The organism is Allobosea sp. CRIB-10, from assembly GCF_900112185.1.
GTDB lineage: Bacteria > Pseudomonadota > Alphaproteobacteria > Rhizobiales > Beijerinckiaceae > Allobosea.
In genome coordinates, this window is the sequence record NZ_FOKP01000017.1 from 73,813 (window position 1) to 89,354 (window position 15,542).

A 15,542-nucleotide genomic window follows, 5' to 3' on the forward strand; every position below is an offset into this window, starting at 1 on the left:
CATTTGAACGGTTTGCGCTTTACAAGCGCCGGCCCCTCGGGATTCCTTTAGGGCAAGGCCGGGGCTGACTTCGCTTGGCGCATGCGCCCGAGCGACAGCAACCAAAGAGCCGTTGTCTTCAGGTTGCGTCGTTCAGGAGTCGCCTCATGTCCCGCCTTCTCGGCATTCTCGCCTTTTTATGCGCGTCTTTCGCCGGCCTCGCGTCGGCTGAGGCCAAGCTCGATGTCCGCGTCGACATCGCCAACCAGCGCATGAGCGTCACCACCAGCGACGGCGAGGTCTACAACTGGGCGATCTCCTCCGGCCGCAAGGGCTTCCGCTCGCCCAACGGCGTCTATCGTCCCACCCGGCTCGAGCGCAGCTGGTACTCGCGCAAATATGGCGGCGCGATGCCCTATTCGGTGTTCTTCCGCGGCGGATACGCCATTCACGGTACCACCGCCGTCGGCGCGCTCGGCCGCCCGGCCTCGCATGGCTGCATCCGCCTGCACCCGGCCAATGCCGCCAAGCTGTTCGCTCTGGTCAAGAAGCATGGCTATGGCAGCACCCGCATCGCGCTGAACGGCGCCGCGACCGACAATCTTTCGCGCTTCGCCAAGGCGTCCTCTGGCAGCAAGCACAAGATCGCCAAGGCCAAGATCAAGACGCAGAAGGCCGTACTGACTGCCAAGCAGCAGCGCCAGGGCCCGGCTTGGGGCGAAGCACGCGAGCAGATGCTGCTCAGACCCGCCATCCCGGCCGGTGCGATCGGCTTCCAGCCGATGTCGGGGCCGGGCTGGCGCTAGATCGCCTCGGCGGCGATCCGCACCCAGCCTTCCAGCGTCTCGCCCGGTTGCAGCCGGGCGAGCGGCGAGGCCTCGCGCACGATCTTTTCGCTCGGCGCGCCGGCGGCATGGCTCTGCGGCTCGGCGCAGAGGAAATCGACACCGGCCGGCGCCCAGACCACAGGAGAGCGCAGCTTCTCGCTGGCACTCAGCGTGATCGCGAGGCCGGTGGAACGCGTCTCGATCCGGGCGGTGCCGTCCCAGCCGAGGAAGCTCCAGGCGGTCTCCGTGCCGCTGGCAAAGACCGGGTTGTCGGCATAGGGGCCGCCATCGCCGAAGACTTGCGTGCCGCTGGCGCGGAACTGGTCGCCGAAGATCAGCGCGCCGGTCGCGGTCATCGAGAGGCGCGTATCGGCGGCACAGGGAAACCAGGGATGCAAGCCCATGCCGAAGGGTAGAGCCTGGTCGGCCTCGTTGGTCAGCGACAGCGTGACGGTCATACCACTCTCGTCGAGTCGGATGTCCTGTCTCGCCAGGTAGCGATACGGATCCGAACCGGCCATACGGCGATGGACCAGCACGGTATGGCCGGCGTCCTGCCGCTCTACCTGCCAGACGGACTGCCAGCCGAAGCCATGGATCGTGCCGGCAGGATTGTTGGACGGCACGGTGAAGCGGGTATGACCGTCGTCGACCAGGCTGTCGAAGGCGCGGTTGGCGAAGGGCAGCATGGCCCAAGCTCCGAACTTGTTCGGCGTTTCCGTCTGCGGCACGGCCCCAGCCGGCGCGTGCAGCAGCGGATGCGTCCGGCCATCGCGCCCCTGCCAGTCCAGCGCGGCGATCGTGCCGCCGGCCTCGGGGGCGATGCGGGCCGAATAGCGGCCGGCCGAGAGGGTCAGCATGATCGTGTCCTTCACGACAGTCGGAGCTGCGTTTGCTCCCCTCGCCTCGATTGCGCCCGCAGGCCGCAGCGTCAAGAGCCGGTCGGGCTTGACCGGGCGGCGCCGGCCGGGGAGATTCCACGCCTCTTCGCTTCGCCTTGGCCGGAACGCCGGACGAGGCACGTCATCCCGCCGGAGCCCGCCATGCCCAAACCCCTGATCGCGCTCGACTGGGGCACGACGCGCGCCCGCGCCTTCCTCATCGGCGAGGATGGCGCGGTGCTGGGCAAACGCATCGCCGATCGCGGCATCCAGTCGGTGCCAGCGGGTGGTTTCCCGGCAGCCTTCGCGCAGATCGCCGGTGAATTCCGCAAGGCGCGGCCCGATGCAGCGGTTCTGCTCGCCGGCATGGTCGGCAGCCGCAATGGCTGGGTCGAGGCGCCCTATGTCTCCTGCCCGGCGAGTCCGGAGGAGATCGCGGCCGCCGGCCTTGCCGTCACGCTCGACGACGGCACCCGCGCGACCATCCTGCCCGGCCTGTCCTGCGACGAAGGGGCCTTCGACGTCATGCGCGGCGAGGAGACGCTGATCGTCGGCCTCGGCCTGACCGACGGCATCGCCTGCCTGCCCGGCACCCATTCGAAATGGGCCGAGGTCAAAGGCGGCCGCATCACCCGCTTCGCCAGCTTCATGACTGGCGAGATTTATGGCCTGTTGCGCGAGCATTCGATCCTGTCGCGCCTGGCGAGCGAGCCGAAGGATGGCGATGCAGCCGAGGGCACCAGGCGCGGGCTTGCCGCGGCGCAGCGGCCTGGCGGTCTGCTCAACGCGGCCTTCCACGCGCGCAGCGAGGTTCTGGGCGGACGCATGGAGAGCGGCGCGGTCGGCCCCTATCTCTCCGCCCTGCTGGTGGCGCAGGAGATCGAAGGCGCCCGCGTTTTGTTCGGCGGCCTCGACAACCTGCATCTCGTCGCGGACGGCGTGCTGGCCGGGAGCTACGGCCGGGCGCTCGCCGCCGCCGGGCTCGACCATGGCCTGACCACGCCCGAGGATGCTTTCGTCGCCGGCGTCACCCGGCTCGCCCGGGGCCTTGCGGCATGATCATCGTCTTCGGCTCGCTCAATGTCGATCTGGTGACGCCGGTCGAGCGCCTGCCCGGCGCCGGCGAGACCGTGCTCGGCCCGGGCTATGCGCTGCATCCCGGCGGCAAGGGCGCCAACCAGGCGCTGGCGGCGCGACGCGCCGGCGCCGAGGTGACGATGGTCGGGGCGGTCGGCCGTGACGGCTTTGCCGAGATCGCGCTCGGCCTGCTGGCGCAGGATGGCGTCGATCTCGCCCATGTCGCTGGTGTCGAGGTGCCGACCGGCGCGGCCTTCATCGCGGTCGATTCCGCCGGCTCCAACCAGATCGTGGTCGCGGCCGGCGCCAATGCGCTGGCCAGGGCCGAGGCCGTCGAGGCGCTGAAGCCTGGCGAGGGCGACCTGTTGTTGCTCCAGCGCGAGGTGCCGGAGGGCGAGTGCCTGCGGGCGGCGCGGGCGATGCGGGCGGGGGGCGGCCGGGTGATCCTCAATCTCGCCCCGGCTGGGGCGCCGGACCCGGCCCTGCTGGCGCTGACCGACATCCTGATCGTCAACGAGCACGAGGCGCTGATCCTCGCCGGCTCGCTCGGCTGGGCCGCGACCGAGCCAGATGCGATCGCCCAGCGCATCGACGGCGAGCGCGGCATCGCCTGCATCGTCACGCTCGGTGCCGCCGGCGCGGTCGGCTGGCATGGCGGCGTCCGGCGCCGCCTCGAGGCGCCGGTGGTCGAGGCGGTCGATACGGTCGCGGCCGGGGACAGCTTCGTCGGCGCCTTCGCGGCGGCCCTGCAGGCCGGTTTCGGTTTCTCCAGCGCGCTCCAGCGCGGTCTCGCGGCCGGGTCCCTCGCCTGCACGGTTGCCGGTGCCCAGCCGAGCGTGCCGCGGCGCGCGGCGATCGAGGCGCTGGCCGGCAAGAGCTTCCTGTAGGTCCAGCTTCCGGTCGGTCCGCTTGGCATTCCGCTTCGGCTGCGGATCGGCTATGCCGGCCTTGTGTTCCTGTTCCGTCATGCTCAGGCTGCATTCATGTAGCCTGTGGCCTGTCCGGTCCGTAGCCTCTCGCTGCATGATGTCCGTGTCGGCTCTGAAAGCCGGCGCTCCTCGAAGATGGATGGCCCGATGTTTCCGAAGCCCCTGCCCGAGCTCTTCCCGAACACCTTCGACTATGAATCGCTGCCGATGGTGAAGCCGACCGGCTTCCGCGAATACGATGCGCGCTGGTTCTTCGGGAAGGAGCTCAACCTGATGGGCGTCCAGGCCGTCGGCATGGGGCTGGGCACGCTGATCCGGCGCATGGGCGTCAAGCCCGAGATCGTCACCGCCCATGATTTCCGCAGCTATTCCTCCTCGATCAAGATGGCGCTGGTCACCGGCCTGATGGCGGCGGGCTGCAAGGTCCACGACATCGGCCTCGCCATGTCGCCCATGGCCTATTTCGCCCAGTTCGAGCTCGACGTGCCCTGCGTCGCCATGGTCACCGCCTCGCATAACGACAATGGCTGGACCGGCATCAAGATGGGCGCCCAGCGTCCCGTCACCTTCGGCCCCGACGAGATGGGGCAGTTGCGCGACATCGTGCTCGCCGGCGATTTCGACCTGCCGGGCGGCGGCTCCTACCAGTTCGTGCCCAATTTCCCGGCGCGCTACATCGCCGACCTGACCAATCGCCCGAAGATCACCCGCAAGCTCAAGGTCATCGCCGCCTGCGGCAACGGCACGGCTGGCGCCTTCGCGCCGCAGATCCTGGAAGCGCTGGGCTGCGAGGTCATCCCGATGGATGCCGAGCTCGACCACACCTTCCCGCGCTACAACCCCAACCCCGAAGACATGAAGATGCTGCACGCCATGGCCGACGCCGTGAAGCAGCACGGCGCCGACGTCGCGCTCGGCTTCGACGGTGACGGCGACCGCTGCGGCGTCGTCGACAACCATGGCGAGGAGATCTTCGCCGACAAGATCGGCGTGATGCTGGCCCGCGATCTCGGCAAGCTCAATCCGGGCGCGCAGTTCGTCGTCGACGTCAAGTCGACCGGCCTGTTCTCGACCGATCCGGAATTGCAGAGGCTCGGTGTCAAGACCGACTACTGGAAGACCGGTCACTCCTATATCAAGCGCCGTGTCCGCGACCTCAACGCCCTCGCCGGCTTCGAGAAATCCGGCCACTTCTTCTTCAACGCGCCGGTCGGCCGCGGCTATGACGACGGCGTCGTCACCGCCATCGCCGTGATCGACATGCTCGACCGCAATCCGGATAAGTCGATGGCCGAGCTCTATGCCGCCGTGCCAAAGACCTGGGGCACGCCGACCATGGCGGCCAAATGCGCCGACGAGGTCAAATACGGCGTCAGCGACAAGATCACCAAGCGGATCCAGGCGATGCAGGCGGCGGGCGAGACGATCGCCGGGCAAGCGATCGTCGACGTCATCACCGTCAACGGCGTGCGCGTGGTCAACGAGGACGGCACCTGGGGACTGATCCGGGCGTCCTCGAACAAGCCTGAGCTGGTCGTGGTCTGCGAAAGCCCGGTCTCGGAGGCGCGCATGCGCGAGATGTTCAAGGCGATCGACGGCGTGCTGCGCGAGAACCCGGAAGTCGGCGCCTACAACCAGACGATCTGACGAGCCCGTTCGCGAGCGAGCGGGGCGGGGAGAGTTACTTCTTCTCGGCCCCGGTCGCCGCGGCGTTGCGGGCGCCGCTCTGGCCGGTGGTGCTGTCGAAAAACGTCTTGGAATCGCCGAGCTGGGCGCTCGGCTGACAGGCCGGCGTGCAGGAATAGCTCTCGCGCTCGAGGCCGCGCTGCACGGTGAGGATCGAATCGCTGGCGGCGCCGACCCGGACAGTGGATTCGGCCAGCAGGGCGCCGGTTGCGTCGAGCGCGATCAGGTTGGTGACGCCGTAGCTCTTGCCGGTGACGATCATCACGCCGTTGCGCTGAACGGTGACATCCGCGATCGCCGGGTTGCCGACGATGACGGTTTGCGCCTTCTCCGGCAGACGCAGCACCTTGGCATGGTCGACCACCACCTGGACCGTCTCGGCTCTCGCCTCGCTGATATCGGCGCGGGCCTCCGGGGCCGGTGCGGGAATGAGCCGGGCCTGCGCGCGAGCGCTGTCGGCCGAGAGGCCCAGGCTCGCAGCCGCCGCGAGCCCGGCATGGATCAGCGTTGGGAAGGATTTGGAGAGCCGCGATCCCGGCATCGCAATGGACCTCGCGCGCGCCTCAAGGTTTCGAACGGAACGAGGTAAGCCGAAAATGATGAATGGATTACTAAGATGGCGATTTCCTGGGCCGATCCGCCTCCCAGGCCAGCCCTGGATGCGCGTTGCTCGGCAGTGAAAAACGCAGGTCGGATGCCATGACGCTGACGCTAACGAAGCGTCATGACTCGCTGTTCTAATTTGCATGTCGAGTTTTATTTGAAGTATCAAACAGATTATACCTCTCGTTAACTGAAAGGTCGCGCTAAAATCGTGTTAACCATTGGATGAAGACCTATAAAATTCGGCGAATTATTGGGTCGCTTTAACCGATCGGCAAGACGGGCTCGGTACTGTCACTCCTGTCGCTGACCGAAGCCAACTAGAGCGAAGGCAGCAGTCAAACGTGGTGCAAAGGAGCTACCCCATGAAGAATCTGTTTGCGCGCTTCGCCAAGGACGAGTCCGGCGCGACCGCCATCGAATACGGCCTGATCGCCGCCCTCATCTCGGTCGTCTGCATCGCCACCTGGCGCCTCATCGGGCCGGCGCTCGAGGTTCGCTACCAGGCGATCCTGGCCGCCATCAGCTAAGTTCACGGAACGGGTGCGCTGCTCCCGTCTCAAGCGCCCGGACATTGTTCCGGGCGCCCGCGTTTTGGGAGCATCGCGTAGTCTCCGTACAGCAGGGACCGGGATGCCGCTGTCTAGCGTGACGATTGGGAATGCCAAGCTCGCCCCGCAGACGCAGGAATTGTGGCGCTGCTTCCGTCTCCAATTTGGGGTCAACTCAAGATGACAGCGGCTGTCAGATCGCGATGTCCAAGGAGGTTGTCATGAGGGAGCTGTCTATGCGCTTCGTCAACGACGAATCCGGCGCGACTGCTATGGAATATGGCCTGATCGCATCGCTCATCTCGATCGTCTGCGTCGCCACCTGGCAACTCCTCGGACCAGCGATCGACGCGTGGTTTCAGGAAGTTCTCAGGCGTATTGTATAAGACTGGGTGCGAGAGGTCGCACACCGCGCAGGGGCGCCGGCAACCGCTCCGCTAGCCTCAGCAACCCTTTGGTGATCCGCCAGTCTCAATATGGTCCACACGAGGAGCGCAAGCGCCAACCTGCGGCGCTTTCATCCCCGCGGCAGCGTTGAAGCCCAGAACATCCGGATAGTCGACATGTCACTCTCGCTGATCATCGTCTTCATCGTCTTTCCGGTCGCGATGGCCTATGCGGCGGCTAGCGATCTCACGACGATGACGATTCCGAACTGGCTCTGCCTCTTGCTGCTCGGCGTGTTCGGCTTGGGCGCCGCTTCGACAGGATTGGGCTGGACGGCGGTCGCATGGCATCTGCTAGCGGGTCTGACCGTGCTGGCGGTCTGCTTTGGCATGTTCGCTGCCGGCTGGATCGGCGGTGGTGACGCGAAGCTTGCTGCGGTGACGGCTCTCTGGCTCGGCTTCGAGCAATTGCCACCCTATCTCTTCATCGCAGCGATCGGCGGCGGCCTCCTGACCGTGGCTATTCTCGCTTTGCGTGCCGCCCCGTTGCCCGCTCCGGCCAGCAACTGGGCTTGGGCGCAACGGCTTCATGACGTGAAGCAGGGGGTTCCCTATGGTATTGCGCTCGCTGCCGCTGCGTTGATCGTTCTGCCGGGCACCGCGATTTGGCGCGCTGCGATCGGCGTCTGAGCGCCTCGCTCCGCCGCGGTGCGGCCGATCCGCACAAAAAGATACCTCCGGTTAACCATAAGTTGACGATTCCAGAGCCACGATCCTGCTGAAGGCCGGCGTATGCCGGCCAAGGATCATGTGCCATGAGTCCCGCCCGTATCATCATTCTCGCCGTAGCGGTGGTCGCAGGGCTTGGAGCCGCTCTGTTGATCAGCCGCCCGCCGAAGGTCACGACGCCCTCGGTGACGAAATACGAGCCGGCGCCGACCGTCGAGGTCCTGGTCGTCGCAGCCGACGTGCCGCTCGGCAACAAGCTCGCTGCAAGCGACCTGAAATGGCTGGCCTGGCCGCTGGCAAGCCTGCCATCTGGGGTCATCCGGCGGCAGGACGCGCCCGCAGGCGAAAGCGAGTTCGTCGGGCAGATAGCCCGCACGCAGCTCTTTCCGTCGGAGCCGGTCCGGCGCGAGAAGCTGCTGAAGGCCGATTCCGGTTTCCTCTCGGCGATTCTGCCGCCCGGCAAGCGCGCGGTCGCGATCACCACCGATAATCGCGGTGCCAACACCGCCGGCGGCTTCATCCTGCCGAACGATCGGGTCGACGTGATCCGGACGAGCCGCGACGACAGCAACTCCAAGGACGGCTCTCCTCCCGTCAGCGAGACCCTCATCGCCAATGTCCGCGTGCTGGCGATCGGCCAGAGCGTGCAGGACAAGGATGGCGCGAGAGTCGTCGTCGGCGAGACCGCGACGCTCGAGCTCGATCCGAAGCAGGTCGAGGCCGTGACGCTGGCGCAGAAGACCAGCAGCCTCTCGCTGGCTCTGCGCAGTCTGCAGGACGCCGGAGACCAGAGCGTGCCGGTCGACGAAGGAGGGCTTACACTCGTGCGCTACGGCGTCGTCACCAAGGCGGTGAAGCCATGATTCCCTTGCCAAAAGCCGCTTTGACCTCGCATCGCCGCCGGCAGGGGTACACGCTCGCCCTGTCGCTTACGATCCTGCCGTTCATGCTGTCGGTTGCCTCCGGGCCGGCCCTGGCGCAGGCTAAGGGCGCCGCGCCTGTCCTGAACGTCGGCGCCAGCGAGCACGCGGTTTCCCGTCGCCTCGATCTCTCGATCGGCCGTTCGCTGATCGTCGAGCTGCCGCGCGACGCCAAGGAAGTCTTCGTCGCCAACCCCAAGGTGGCGAATGCCGTGGTGCGCTCCGCCCGCAAGCTCTTCGTCATCGGCATGGCCGACGGTTCGACCTCGATGTTCGTGATGGACGCCGAAGGCCGGCAGATCACGGCGCTGGAGATCGAGGTCGGCCGCGACCTCAACGTGCTGCGCACGACGCTCCGCACGGCGATGCCGGGCGCCGACATCCAGGTCAAGCCGGCCGGGAACTCGATCCTGCTGGTCGGCAATGTCGCGAGCGCTTCCGAAGCGACGCAGGCCATGGATATCGCCAATGCCTTCGTCGGCATCTCCGGCGAGGGCGCGAACGCGACCAAGGGCGCAGTCATCAACTCGCTGACCATTCGCGGCCGGGACCAAGTCATGGTCAAGGTCACGGTCTCGGAGGTCTCCCGCAGGGCGATCAAGCAGCTCGGCATCAACTCGACCGGCGAGTGGAAACTCGGCAAGTTCAACATCAGTCCGACGATCGACACGCCATTCTCGCTGCAGCCGCAGCAGCTGGCTGCCACCGCGATCGGCGCGGGCGTCGGCAACTCGACCAACATAACCATGCGTGCGCTTGAGCGTGCCGGCCTCTCGCGCGTCCTGGCGGAGCCGACCGTGACCGCGATCTCGGGCGAAAGCGCCAAGTTCACGGCAGGTGGTGAGATTCCGACCCCGAACGGCTATTCCTGCGACACCAGCAATCGCTGCGTGCTCAATATTGTCTACAAGCCTGTGGGCGTCTCCCTGAACTTCACGCCGATCGTGATGTCCGAGGGCAAGATCTCGATGCGCATCGCCACCGAGGTCACCGAGCTCGACTTCGAGAACCAGCTCCGTCTGAATCCGACCGAGAGCACCGCGGTCAACGCGCCAGGCTTCCGCGTCCGCAAGTCCGACACCACGGTGGAACTGCCCTCCGGCGGCACCCTGGCGACAGCGGGCCTGATTCAGCGTGTCTCGCGCCAGGCCATCAACGGGCTGCCGGCGCTGATGAATATCCCGATCATCGGCGCGATGTTCCGCTCGCGCGACTATCAGCGCGAGGAGACCGAGCTGATGATCGCGGTGACGCCCTACATCGTGAAGCCGGTGGGGCCGAACGGGCTGCAGCGCCCGGATGACGGTTTCGTCGACGCGCATGACGCCCAGACGATCCTGATGGGGCGGTTGAACAAAATCTACGGGTCGACGAGCGGCGGGCCTATCCCGCAGGCCTATAAGGGCCGCGTCGGTTTCATCGCTGATTGAAAACGAGGCCGCGACAAGGATGGCGATCGTGACCGTGACCAGCAAGCTGCACCACACAGGCCGCGCCGCCCTGCCTGCCGCATTGGGGCTTGCGCTCCTGCTCGGGGCCTGCGCCAAGGGCGACATCTCGAGCTCCGGCGTTCCTACCGACACCCGCGAGCGCCACCCGATCGTGCTGCGTGATGCGCCGCGCTCGCTCGACGTGTTCGTCGGCCGGGCCGGCGGCGGGCTGGATCCGCGCCAGGCCGTCGACGTCGCCCGCTTCGGCGAGGACTATCGCCGCAGCGGCAAGGGCGGTCTCGTCGCCGAGGTGCCGACCGGGGCCGGTCGCGATCTTGCGACCCATGACACGCTCGACGGCATTCGCCGCTCGCTCGCACGGGCCGGCGTCTCGCCCGGCGCCCTTTCGGTCAGGACCTATCGTATCGCCGATCCCGAGCTCGCCTCGCCGATCCGTCTGACCTACGCTTCCCTTCAGGCAGGGCTGCCGCATTCCTGTGGGCAATGGCCAACCGATCTCGGTGCGTCCAGCTACAGGACGGACGCGTCGAACGAGCCGTATTGGAACTTCGGTTGCGCCACCCAAGCCAATCTCGCCGCGCAGATCGCCGACCCGCTCGATCTGGTACGGGCGCGCAGCGAAGGTCGGCTGGACACGCAAAAGCGCATGGAAGCGATCAAGAAACTGCGCGACGGCAAGGATCCGTCGACACAATACCGTCAGGAGCAGAGTGCGATCAGCACGGCGGTCGGAGGCAAATGATGGCGTCCGATTTTGAAGCCGAAGTGGGAAGCGAGGAGATCGTCGCCCCGCTGCCGCGCGTCACCTTGCAGGCCTTCTGCGAGACTCAGGACGTCGCCGCCGCGATGCAAGCGGTGACTGCCGACCGGCGCATGGACAAGGTCCAGGCACGCATCCAGATGGGCGGGCCGGCCGCGGCGGTCGAGGCGTTCCGGGGTGCGCCGACGCCCAACGTGATCGTGCTCGAAACCGTCACCGAGCCGTCGGCGCTGATCGCCAATCTCGAGGCGCTTGCCGAAAGCTGCGATCCCGGCACCAAGGTGGTTGTGATCGGCCACGTCAACGACATCCAGCTCTATCGCGAGCTGATCCGGCGTGGCGTCAGCGACTATCTGGTCGCCCCGTTCGGGATTCTCGACCTGTTGCGCACCTTGTCGGAACTCTACGCCGCCTCGGGCACGGCGACGCTGGGGCGCACCGTCGCCGTCGTCGGCGCCAAAGGCGGTGTCGGCGCCTCCACCGTCGCGCACAATGTCGCCTGGGCGATCGCCCGCAATCTCGACGCCTCGACGGTGATCGCCGATCTCGACATTGCTTTCGGCACGGCCGGGTTGGATTTCAACCAGGACCCGCCGCAAGGTATCGCCGATGCCGTGTTCGCTCCGGAACGGCTCGACGCCAACATGCTCGACCGGCTCTTGTCGCGCTGTAGCGACAATCTGTCTTTGCTGGCCGCTCCGGCCATGCTGGATCGGACCGTCGACCTCGGCGAGGACGCGTTTGAGCTTCTGTTCGATCTGTTGCGCGGCAGCGTGCCCTGCATCGTGCTCGACGTGCCGCATCTGTGGACCGGCTGGGCCAAGCGCGCGCTGATCGGAGCCGACGAGGTCGCGGTCGTCGCGGCGCCCGAACTCGCCTCGTTGCGGAACGCCAAGAACCTGGTTGATCTGCTTCGCGCGGCCCGGCCGAACGACTCGATGCCGCGACTGATCCTGAACCAGGTCGGATTGCCCAAGCGCCCCGAGATCGACGCCGGCGAATTCGCCAAGGCGCTCGGGATCGAGGTGATGAGTTCGATCCCCTTCGACGCCCAGCTCTTCGGTACGGCCGCCAACAACGGCCAGATGATCGCCGAAATCCAGTCCGGTGGGAAGGTTGCGGAAGCCTTCGTCCAGATCGCCACCGTTCTGACCGGACGCGGCGAGCAGAAGCGCGGCAAGCGCAGCCTGCTCGAGCCGCTCGTCGCGAAGCTCATGCGTCGGAAGGCCTGACATGTTCGGCAAGCGGCAGGCAACAGCCTCAGCCACGGCCCAAACGCCACCGGCGAGCCCGGCGCTGTCGGCGCCGTCGCGCCCGGCCGAGTTGCGTCCGGGCGGGGCCGAGGCACGCAAGCCGTCACCTCCGCCGCCACCCGTGCCGGACGAGGCGCCGAAGTCCGACGAATACTACCAGATGAAGAGCATGATCTTCGGTGCTCTCATCGAAGCGATCGATCTCTCGCAACTGGCCAAGCTCGACGGCGAATCGGCCCGCGAGGAAATCCGCGACATCATCAACGAGATCATCTCGCTGAAGAACGTCGTGCTCTCCATCTCCGAGCAGGAAGAGCTGCTCGACGACATCTGCAACGACGTGCTTGGCTATGGTCCGCTCGAGCCGCTGCTGGCGCGCGACGACATCGCCGACATCATGGTCAATGGCGCCGGCCGGACCTTTATCGAGACCGGTGGCAAGATCCAGCTGACCGGCATCCGCTTCCGCGACAACGCGCAGCTGATGAACATCTGCCAGCGCATCGTCAGCCAGGTCGGCCGACGCGTCGACGAAGCTTCGCCGATCTGCGACGCGCGCCTCGCCGACGGCTCGCGCGTCAACGTCATCGCTCCCCCGCTCGCGATCGACGGGCCGGCCCTCACCATCCGCAAGTTCAAGAAGGACAAGCTGACGCTCGACCAGCTCATGCGCTTCGGCGCGATCTCGCCCCCCGGGGGGGAGATCCTGAAGATCATCGGGCGGGTTCGCTGCAATGTCGTGATCTCGGGTGGTACCGGCTCGGGCAAGACGACGCTGCTCAACTGCCTGACCAATTATATCGAGCACGACGAGCGCATCATCACCTGCGAGGACGCGGCCGAGCTCCAGCTGCAGCAGCCGCATGTGGTGCGCCTCGAGACGCGCCCGCCCAATCTCGAGGGATCGGGTGCAGTCACGATGCGCGATCTCGTTAAGAACTGCCTGCGCATGCGGCCGGAACGGATCATCGTCGGCGAGGTGCGTGGTCCGGAGGCTTTCGACCTGCTCCAGGCGATGAACACCGGCCATGACGGTTCGATGGGCACGCTGCACGCCAACACGCCGCGCGAATGCCTGAGCCGTATCGAATCGATGATCACCATGGGCGGCTTCAGCCTGCCGTCGAAGACCCTGCGCGAGATGATCTGCTCTTCGATCGACGTGATCATTCAGGCGCAGCGCATGCGCGACGGCTCGCGCCGCATCACCCACATCACCGAGGTGATGGGCATGGAGGGTGATGTGATCATCACCCAGGACCTGATGCTCTACGACGTGCTCGGCGAGGACCCGAACGGCAGGCTGATCGGCCGGCACCGTTCGACCGGCATCGGCCGGCCGCGCTTCTGGGAACGCGCGCGCTATTTCGGCGACGAGCAGCGGCTCGCCGCGGCACTCGACCAACTCGAGGCCGAGGGCACGGCCGAAGCCTGAGCGGGGAAGGCACATCATGGATTATGGCCAGATCGCCGCCGCCGTCCTCGCCGCCATCTCGGCGGGCGGGGTCGTCTATGCCCTGTTCTATCCGCGGCTCAGTGGCCAGGCCCGGGCCGAGCAGCGCCGCCGCGACTTCGCCGCTCCGGTCGCGGTCCGCGTTGCGGCGGATCGCGAGGCGCAGGGGCAGCTCAGGCGTGGACAGGTGGCGCAGAGCCTGAAGGATATCGAGAACCGCGAGAAGGCGCGCCACAGGCTCACGATCGAAGCTCGGATCGAGCAGGCGGGGCTATCCTGGTCGCGCAAGCAGTACTGGCTGGTCGGAGGCGGGGTCGGGCTCGTCCTGGCGATCGGGCTCCTCGCAATGTCGGGCAATCTGGGGCTGGCGCTGGTCGGTTTCCTGATCGGTCTCCTGGGCTTGCCGCGCTGGTATCTGGCGCATCGCGGCAAGAAGCGGATGCAACGCTTCATCAACGAGTTCCCGAACGCGCTCGACGTCATCGTGCGCGGCATCAAGTCCGGCCTGCCGCTGAACGATTGTCTTCGGATCATTGCCAACGAGGCCCAGGAGCCGGTCAAAACCGAGTTTCGTCTGATCGTCGAAGCGCAGACGCTCGGCATGTCGCTGAGCGAGGCCGCGGTCAAGCTCTACGAGCGCATGCCCTGCACCGAGGCCAACTTCTTCGGCATCGTCCTGGCGATTCAGCAGAAGACGGGCGGCAATCTCGCCGAGACCTTGGCGAACCTGTCGCGCGTCATTCGCGAGCGCCGCAAGATGCGCGACAAGATTCAGGCGGTTTCGATGGAGGCCAAGGCTTCAGCGGCGATCATCGGTTCCTTGCCGCCTGCTGTGGCAGGCCTCGTCTATGCGACGAGCCCTGGCTACATGGACGCGCTTTGGACCACGAGCGCGGGCCGCATCGCTCTGGCCGGCTGCGCTCTCTGGATGTGCATCGGCGTCCTCGTCATGCGCAAGATGATCAATTTCGATATCTGAGGAACCTTCGGCATGCTCTCGCTCCTGTTCGAGAAGCTCCTCGACACGAGATTCCTGCTCGCGCTGGTCGGCGGGCTCGCCGTAGCGGTCACGATCATGACGATAGCGGCGCCGCTGCTGGCAGGCGATATGCTGGGCAAGCGGATGAAGACGGTCGCCACCGAACGCGACCGGATTCGCGCGCGTGAGCGCGACCGTCTGGTCCGACAGAAGGAGAAGATCTCGCTTCGCCAGGAGCCGAAGGCGTTCATGCGCGATATCGTCGAGCGCTTCAAGCTCGGCGATTGGCTCGGCACCGAGAATGCCAAGAAGCAGCTCGCCACCGCCGGCTTTCGCGGTCAGCAGGCCGAAGTCGGCTTCCTGTTCTTCAGGCTGATCACTCCGATCGGCCTTTTCTTGTTCGCCCTGCTCTATCTCGGCCTGATCAATGACTTCGGTCAGTCCTTCGTCATGCAGATCGGCATTGCGCTCGGCGCCGCCTATCTCGGCATCAAGGCACCGGAAATCTACCTCTCGAACGCGACTGGCAAGCGCCAGCTCTCGATGCGGCGCGCCTTTCCGGATGCGCTCGACCTGCTGCTGATCTGCGTGGAATCGGGCATGTCGATCGAGCTCGCCTTCCGCAAGGTCTCAACCGAGATCGGCGGCCAGTCGGTGCCGCTGGCCGAGGAGTTTGCGCTCTGCACGGCGGAGCTCTCTTATCTTTCCGAGCGTCGGCAGGCCTACGAGAACTTGGCCGCGCGCACAGGTCTGGAATCGGTGAAGTCGGTGAGCACGGCACTGATTCAGGCCGAGCGCTATGGCACGCCGCTTGGAACGGCCTTGCGCACGCTGGCCCAGGAAAGCCGTGACCAGCGGATGAACGAGGCGGAGAAGAAGGCTGCGGCGTTGCCGCCGAAACTGACCGTCCCGATGATCATGTTCTTTCTGCCGGTGCTGTTCGTGGTGATCCTGACGCCGGCGATCATCAAGGCGCTCAACACGTTCTGATACGGCCGTCCTGATTCGGCCTAAACCCATAAGCTTGCGTCTGACTGGCTCAGCGTCACCGCGTAGGCGAACCGGAGAGACGACGGTT

General features: G+C 66.2%; 16 protein-coding genes. 14 read left to right on the top strand and 2 right to left on the bottom strand.

Translation table 11 applies throughout. From position 1 onward, the window contains the following. Nucleotides 1-146 precede the first annotated feature (146 nt). The gene (locus tag BMZ69_RS20085; protein WP_092159938.1) at nucleotides 147-785 is read left to right on the top strand and encodes a L,D-transpeptidase; all 639 of its coding nucleotides are present in this window, start codon (nucleotides 147-149) and stop codon (nucleotides 783-785) included. Here BMZ69_RS20085 and BMZ69_RS31260 read toward each other — a convergent pair. Then, nucleotides 782-1,666: an aldose epimerase family protein gene (locus tag BMZ69_RS31260; RefSeq protein WP_139219122.1), complete on the bottom strand. Its 885-nt coding sequence runs from the start codon at nucleotides 1,664-1,666 to the stop codon at nucleotides 782-784. The genes BMZ69_RS20085 and BMZ69_RS31260 overlap by 4 nt on opposite strands. Nucleotides 1,667-1,849: 183 nt before the next feature. Here BMZ69_RS31260 and BMZ69_RS31265 point away from each other — a divergent pair, with 183 nt between their 5' ends. The 3 genes from BMZ69_RS31265 to BMZ69_RS20100 all read left to right on the top strand — a co-directional run bounded on the left by BMZ69_RS31265 (nucleotide 1,850) and on the right by BMZ69_RS20100 (nucleotide 5,340). Beyond that, on the top strand, nucleotides 1,850-2,746 hold the full coding sequence (locus BMZ69_RS31265) for a 2-dehydro-3-deoxygalactonokinase (protein ID WP_175506892.1): 897 nt from the start codon (nucleotides 1,850-1,852) through the stop codon (nucleotides 2,744-2,746). Next, complete coding sequence (locus BMZ69_RS20095) at nucleotides 2,743-3,651, top strand: ribokinase (protein WP_092159942.1); 909 nt, start codon at nucleotides 2,743-2,745, stop codon at nucleotides 3,649-3,651. Before BMZ69_RS31265 ends, BMZ69_RS20095 begins: the two co-directional genes overlap by 4 nt. Nucleotides 3,652-3,840: 189 nt before the next feature. Further along, nucleotides 3,841-5,340 (top strand): phosphomannomutase/phosphoglucomutase, encoded by a 1,500-nt coding sequence (locus BMZ69_RS20100; RefSeq protein ID WP_092159944.1) that lies wholly within the window; start codon nucleotides 3,841-3,843, stop codon nucleotides 5,338-5,340. Nucleotides 5,341-5,374: 34 nt separating this feature from the next. On the opposite strand, the gene BMZ69_RS20105 is transcribed toward BMZ69_RS20100, so the two are convergent. Continuing rightward, the gene (locus tag BMZ69_RS20105) at nucleotides 5,375-5,920 is read right to left on the bottom strand and encodes a pilus assembly protein N-terminal domain-containing protein (RefSeq protein ID WP_092159946.1); all 546 of its coding nucleotides are present in this window, start codon (nucleotides 5,918-5,920) and stop codon (nucleotides 5,375-5,377) included. Between the two features lie 427 nt (nucleotides 5,921-6,347). Between BMZ69_RS20105 and BMZ69_RS20110 the strand changes: the two genes are divergently transcribed. From BMZ69_RS20110 to BMZ69_RS20155, 10 genes are all read left to right on the top strand, one after another. Further along, nucleotides 6,348-6,512 (top strand): Flp family type IVb pilin, encoded by a 165-nt coding sequence (locus tag BMZ69_RS20110; protein WP_092159947.1) that lies wholly within the window; start codon nucleotides 6,348-6,350, stop codon nucleotides 6,510-6,512. A 242-nt stretch (nucleotides 6,513-6,754) separates the two neighbouring features. Beyond that, nucleotides 6,755-6,919, top strand: coding sequence for a Flp family type IVb pilin (locus BMZ69_RS20115; protein WP_092160059.1), 165 nt, complete (start codon nucleotides 6,755-6,757; stop codon nucleotides 6,917-6,919). A 177-nt stretch (nucleotides 6,920-7,096) separates the two neighbouring features. Beyond that, nucleotides 7,097-7,609: an A24 family peptidase gene (locus BMZ69_RS20120; protein ID WP_092159948.1), complete on the top strand. Its 513-nt coding sequence runs from the start codon at nucleotides 7,097-7,099 to the stop codon at nucleotides 7,607-7,609. Nucleotides 7,610-7,734: 125 nt separating this feature from the next. Next, nucleotides 7,735-8,511 carry a Flp pilus assembly protein CpaB gene (gene cpaB, locus BMZ69_RS20125; RefSeq protein WP_092159949.1) on the top strand — a complete coding sequence of 259 codons (777 nt, stop codon included), beginning with the start codon at nucleotides 7,735-7,737 and terminating at the stop codon, nucleotides 8,509-8,511. Next, nucleotides 8,508-9,998 carry a type II and III secretion system protein family protein gene (locus tag BMZ69_RS20130; RefSeq protein ID WP_244543450.1) on the top strand — a complete coding sequence of 497 codons (1,491 nt, stop codon included), beginning with the start codon at nucleotides 8,508-8,510 and terminating at the stop codon, nucleotides 9,996-9,998. The genes cpaB and BMZ69_RS20130 overlap by 4 nt, the downstream gene beginning before the upstream one ends. Before the next feature lie 28 nt (nucleotides 9,999-10,026). After that, the gene (locus BMZ69_RS20135; protein WP_244543451.1) at nucleotides 10,027-10,761 is read left to right on the top strand and encodes a CpaD family pilus assembly protein; all 735 of its coding nucleotides are present in this window, start codon (nucleotides 10,027-10,029) and stop codon (nucleotides 10,759-10,761) included. Next, nucleotides 10,758-12,011 (top strand): CpaE/TadZ family protein, encoded by a 1,254-nt coding sequence (locus BMZ69_RS20140; RefSeq protein WP_092159956.1) that lies wholly within the window; start codon nucleotides 10,758-10,760, stop codon nucleotides 12,009-12,011. Before BMZ69_RS20135 ends, BMZ69_RS20140 begins: the two co-directional genes overlap by 4 nt. A gap of 1 nt (nucleotide 12,012) precedes the next feature. Further along, nucleotides 12,013-13,467, top strand: coding sequence for a CpaF family protein (locus tag BMZ69_RS20145; RefSeq protein ID WP_092159958.1), 1,455 nt, complete (start codon nucleotides 12,013-12,015; stop codon nucleotides 13,465-13,467). 16 nt (nucleotides 13,468-13,483) lie between these two features. Next, complete coding sequence (locus BMZ69_RS20150) at nucleotides 13,484-14,464, top strand: type II secretion system F family protein (RefSeq protein WP_092159960.1); 981 nt, start codon at nucleotides 13,484-13,486, stop codon at nucleotides 14,462-14,464. Nucleotides 14,465-14,476: 12 nt separating this feature from the next. Further along, entirely contained in the window at nucleotides 14,477-15,454 is a 978-nt protein-coding gene (locus BMZ69_RS20155) for a type II secretion system F family protein (protein WP_092159962.1), read from the top strand. The last annotated feature ends 88 nt before the right edge of the window (nucleotides 15,455-15,542 follow it).

What these genes read in the sequence shown, in the direction of transcription:
- cpaB (WP_092159949.1), top strand. Translation starts at nt 7,735, where the DNA reads ATGAGTCCCGCCCGTATCATCATTCTCGCCGTAGCGGTGGTCGCAGGG.
- BMZ69_RS20155 (WP_092159962.1), top strand. Translation starts at nt 14,477, where the DNA reads ATGCTCTCGCTCCTGTTCGAGAAGCTCCTCGACACGAGATTCCTGCTC.
- BMZ69_RS20115 (WP_092160059.1), top strand. Translation starts at nt 6,755, where the DNA reads ATGAGGGAGCTGTCTATGCGCTTCGTCAACGACGAATCCGGCGCGACT.
- BMZ69_RS20120 (WP_092159948.1), top strand. Translation starts at nt 7,097, where the DNA reads ATGTCACTCTCGCTGATCATCGTCTTCATCGTCTTTCCGGTCGCGATG.
- BMZ69_RS20110 (WP_092159947.1), top strand. Translation starts at nt 6,348, where the DNA reads ATGAAGAATCTGTTTGCGCGCTTCGCCAAGGACGAGTCCGGCGCGACC.
- BMZ69_RS31265 (WP_175506892.1), top strand. Translation starts at nt 1,850, where the DNA reads ATGCCCAAACCCCTGATCGCGCTCGACTGGGGCACGACGCGCGCCCGC.
- BMZ69_RS20140 (WP_092159956.1), top strand. Translation starts at nt 10,758, where the DNA reads ATGATGGCGTCCGATTTTGAAGCCGAAGTGGGAAGCGAGGAGATCGTC.
- BMZ69_RS20105 (WP_092159946.1), bottom strand. Translation starts at nt 5,920, where the DNA reads ATGCCGGGATCGCGGCTCTCCAAATCCTTCCCAACGCTGATCCATGCC.
- BMZ69_RS20150 (WP_092159960.1), top strand. Translation starts at nt 13,484, where the DNA reads ATGGATTATGGCCAGATCGCCGCCGCCGTCCTCGCCGCCATCTCGGCG.
- BMZ69_RS20100 (WP_092159944.1), top strand. Translation starts at nt 3,841, where the DNA reads ATGTTTCCGAAGCCCCTGCCCGAGCTCTTCCCGAACACCTTCGACTAT.
- BMZ69_RS31260 (WP_139219122.1), bottom strand. Translation starts at nt 1,666, where the DNA reads ATGCTGACCCTCTCGGCCGGCCGCTATTCGGCCCGCATCGCCCCCGAG.
- BMZ69_RS20085 (WP_092159938.1), top strand. Translation starts at nt 147, where the DNA reads ATGTCCCGCCTTCTCGGCATTCTCGCCTTTTTATGCGCGTCTTTCGCC.
- BMZ69_RS20145 (WP_092159958.1), top strand. Translation starts at nt 12,013, where the DNA reads ATGTTCGGCAAGCGGCAGGCAACAGCCTCAGCCACGGCCCAAACGCCA.
- BMZ69_RS20095 (WP_092159942.1), top strand. Translation starts at nt 2,743, where the DNA reads ATGATCATCGTCTTCGGCTCGCTCAATGTCGATCTGGTGACGCCGGTC.
- BMZ69_RS20130 (WP_244543450.1), top strand. Translation starts at nt 8,508, where the DNA reads ATGATTCCCTTGCCAAAAGCCGCTTTGACCTCGCATCGCCGCCGGCAG.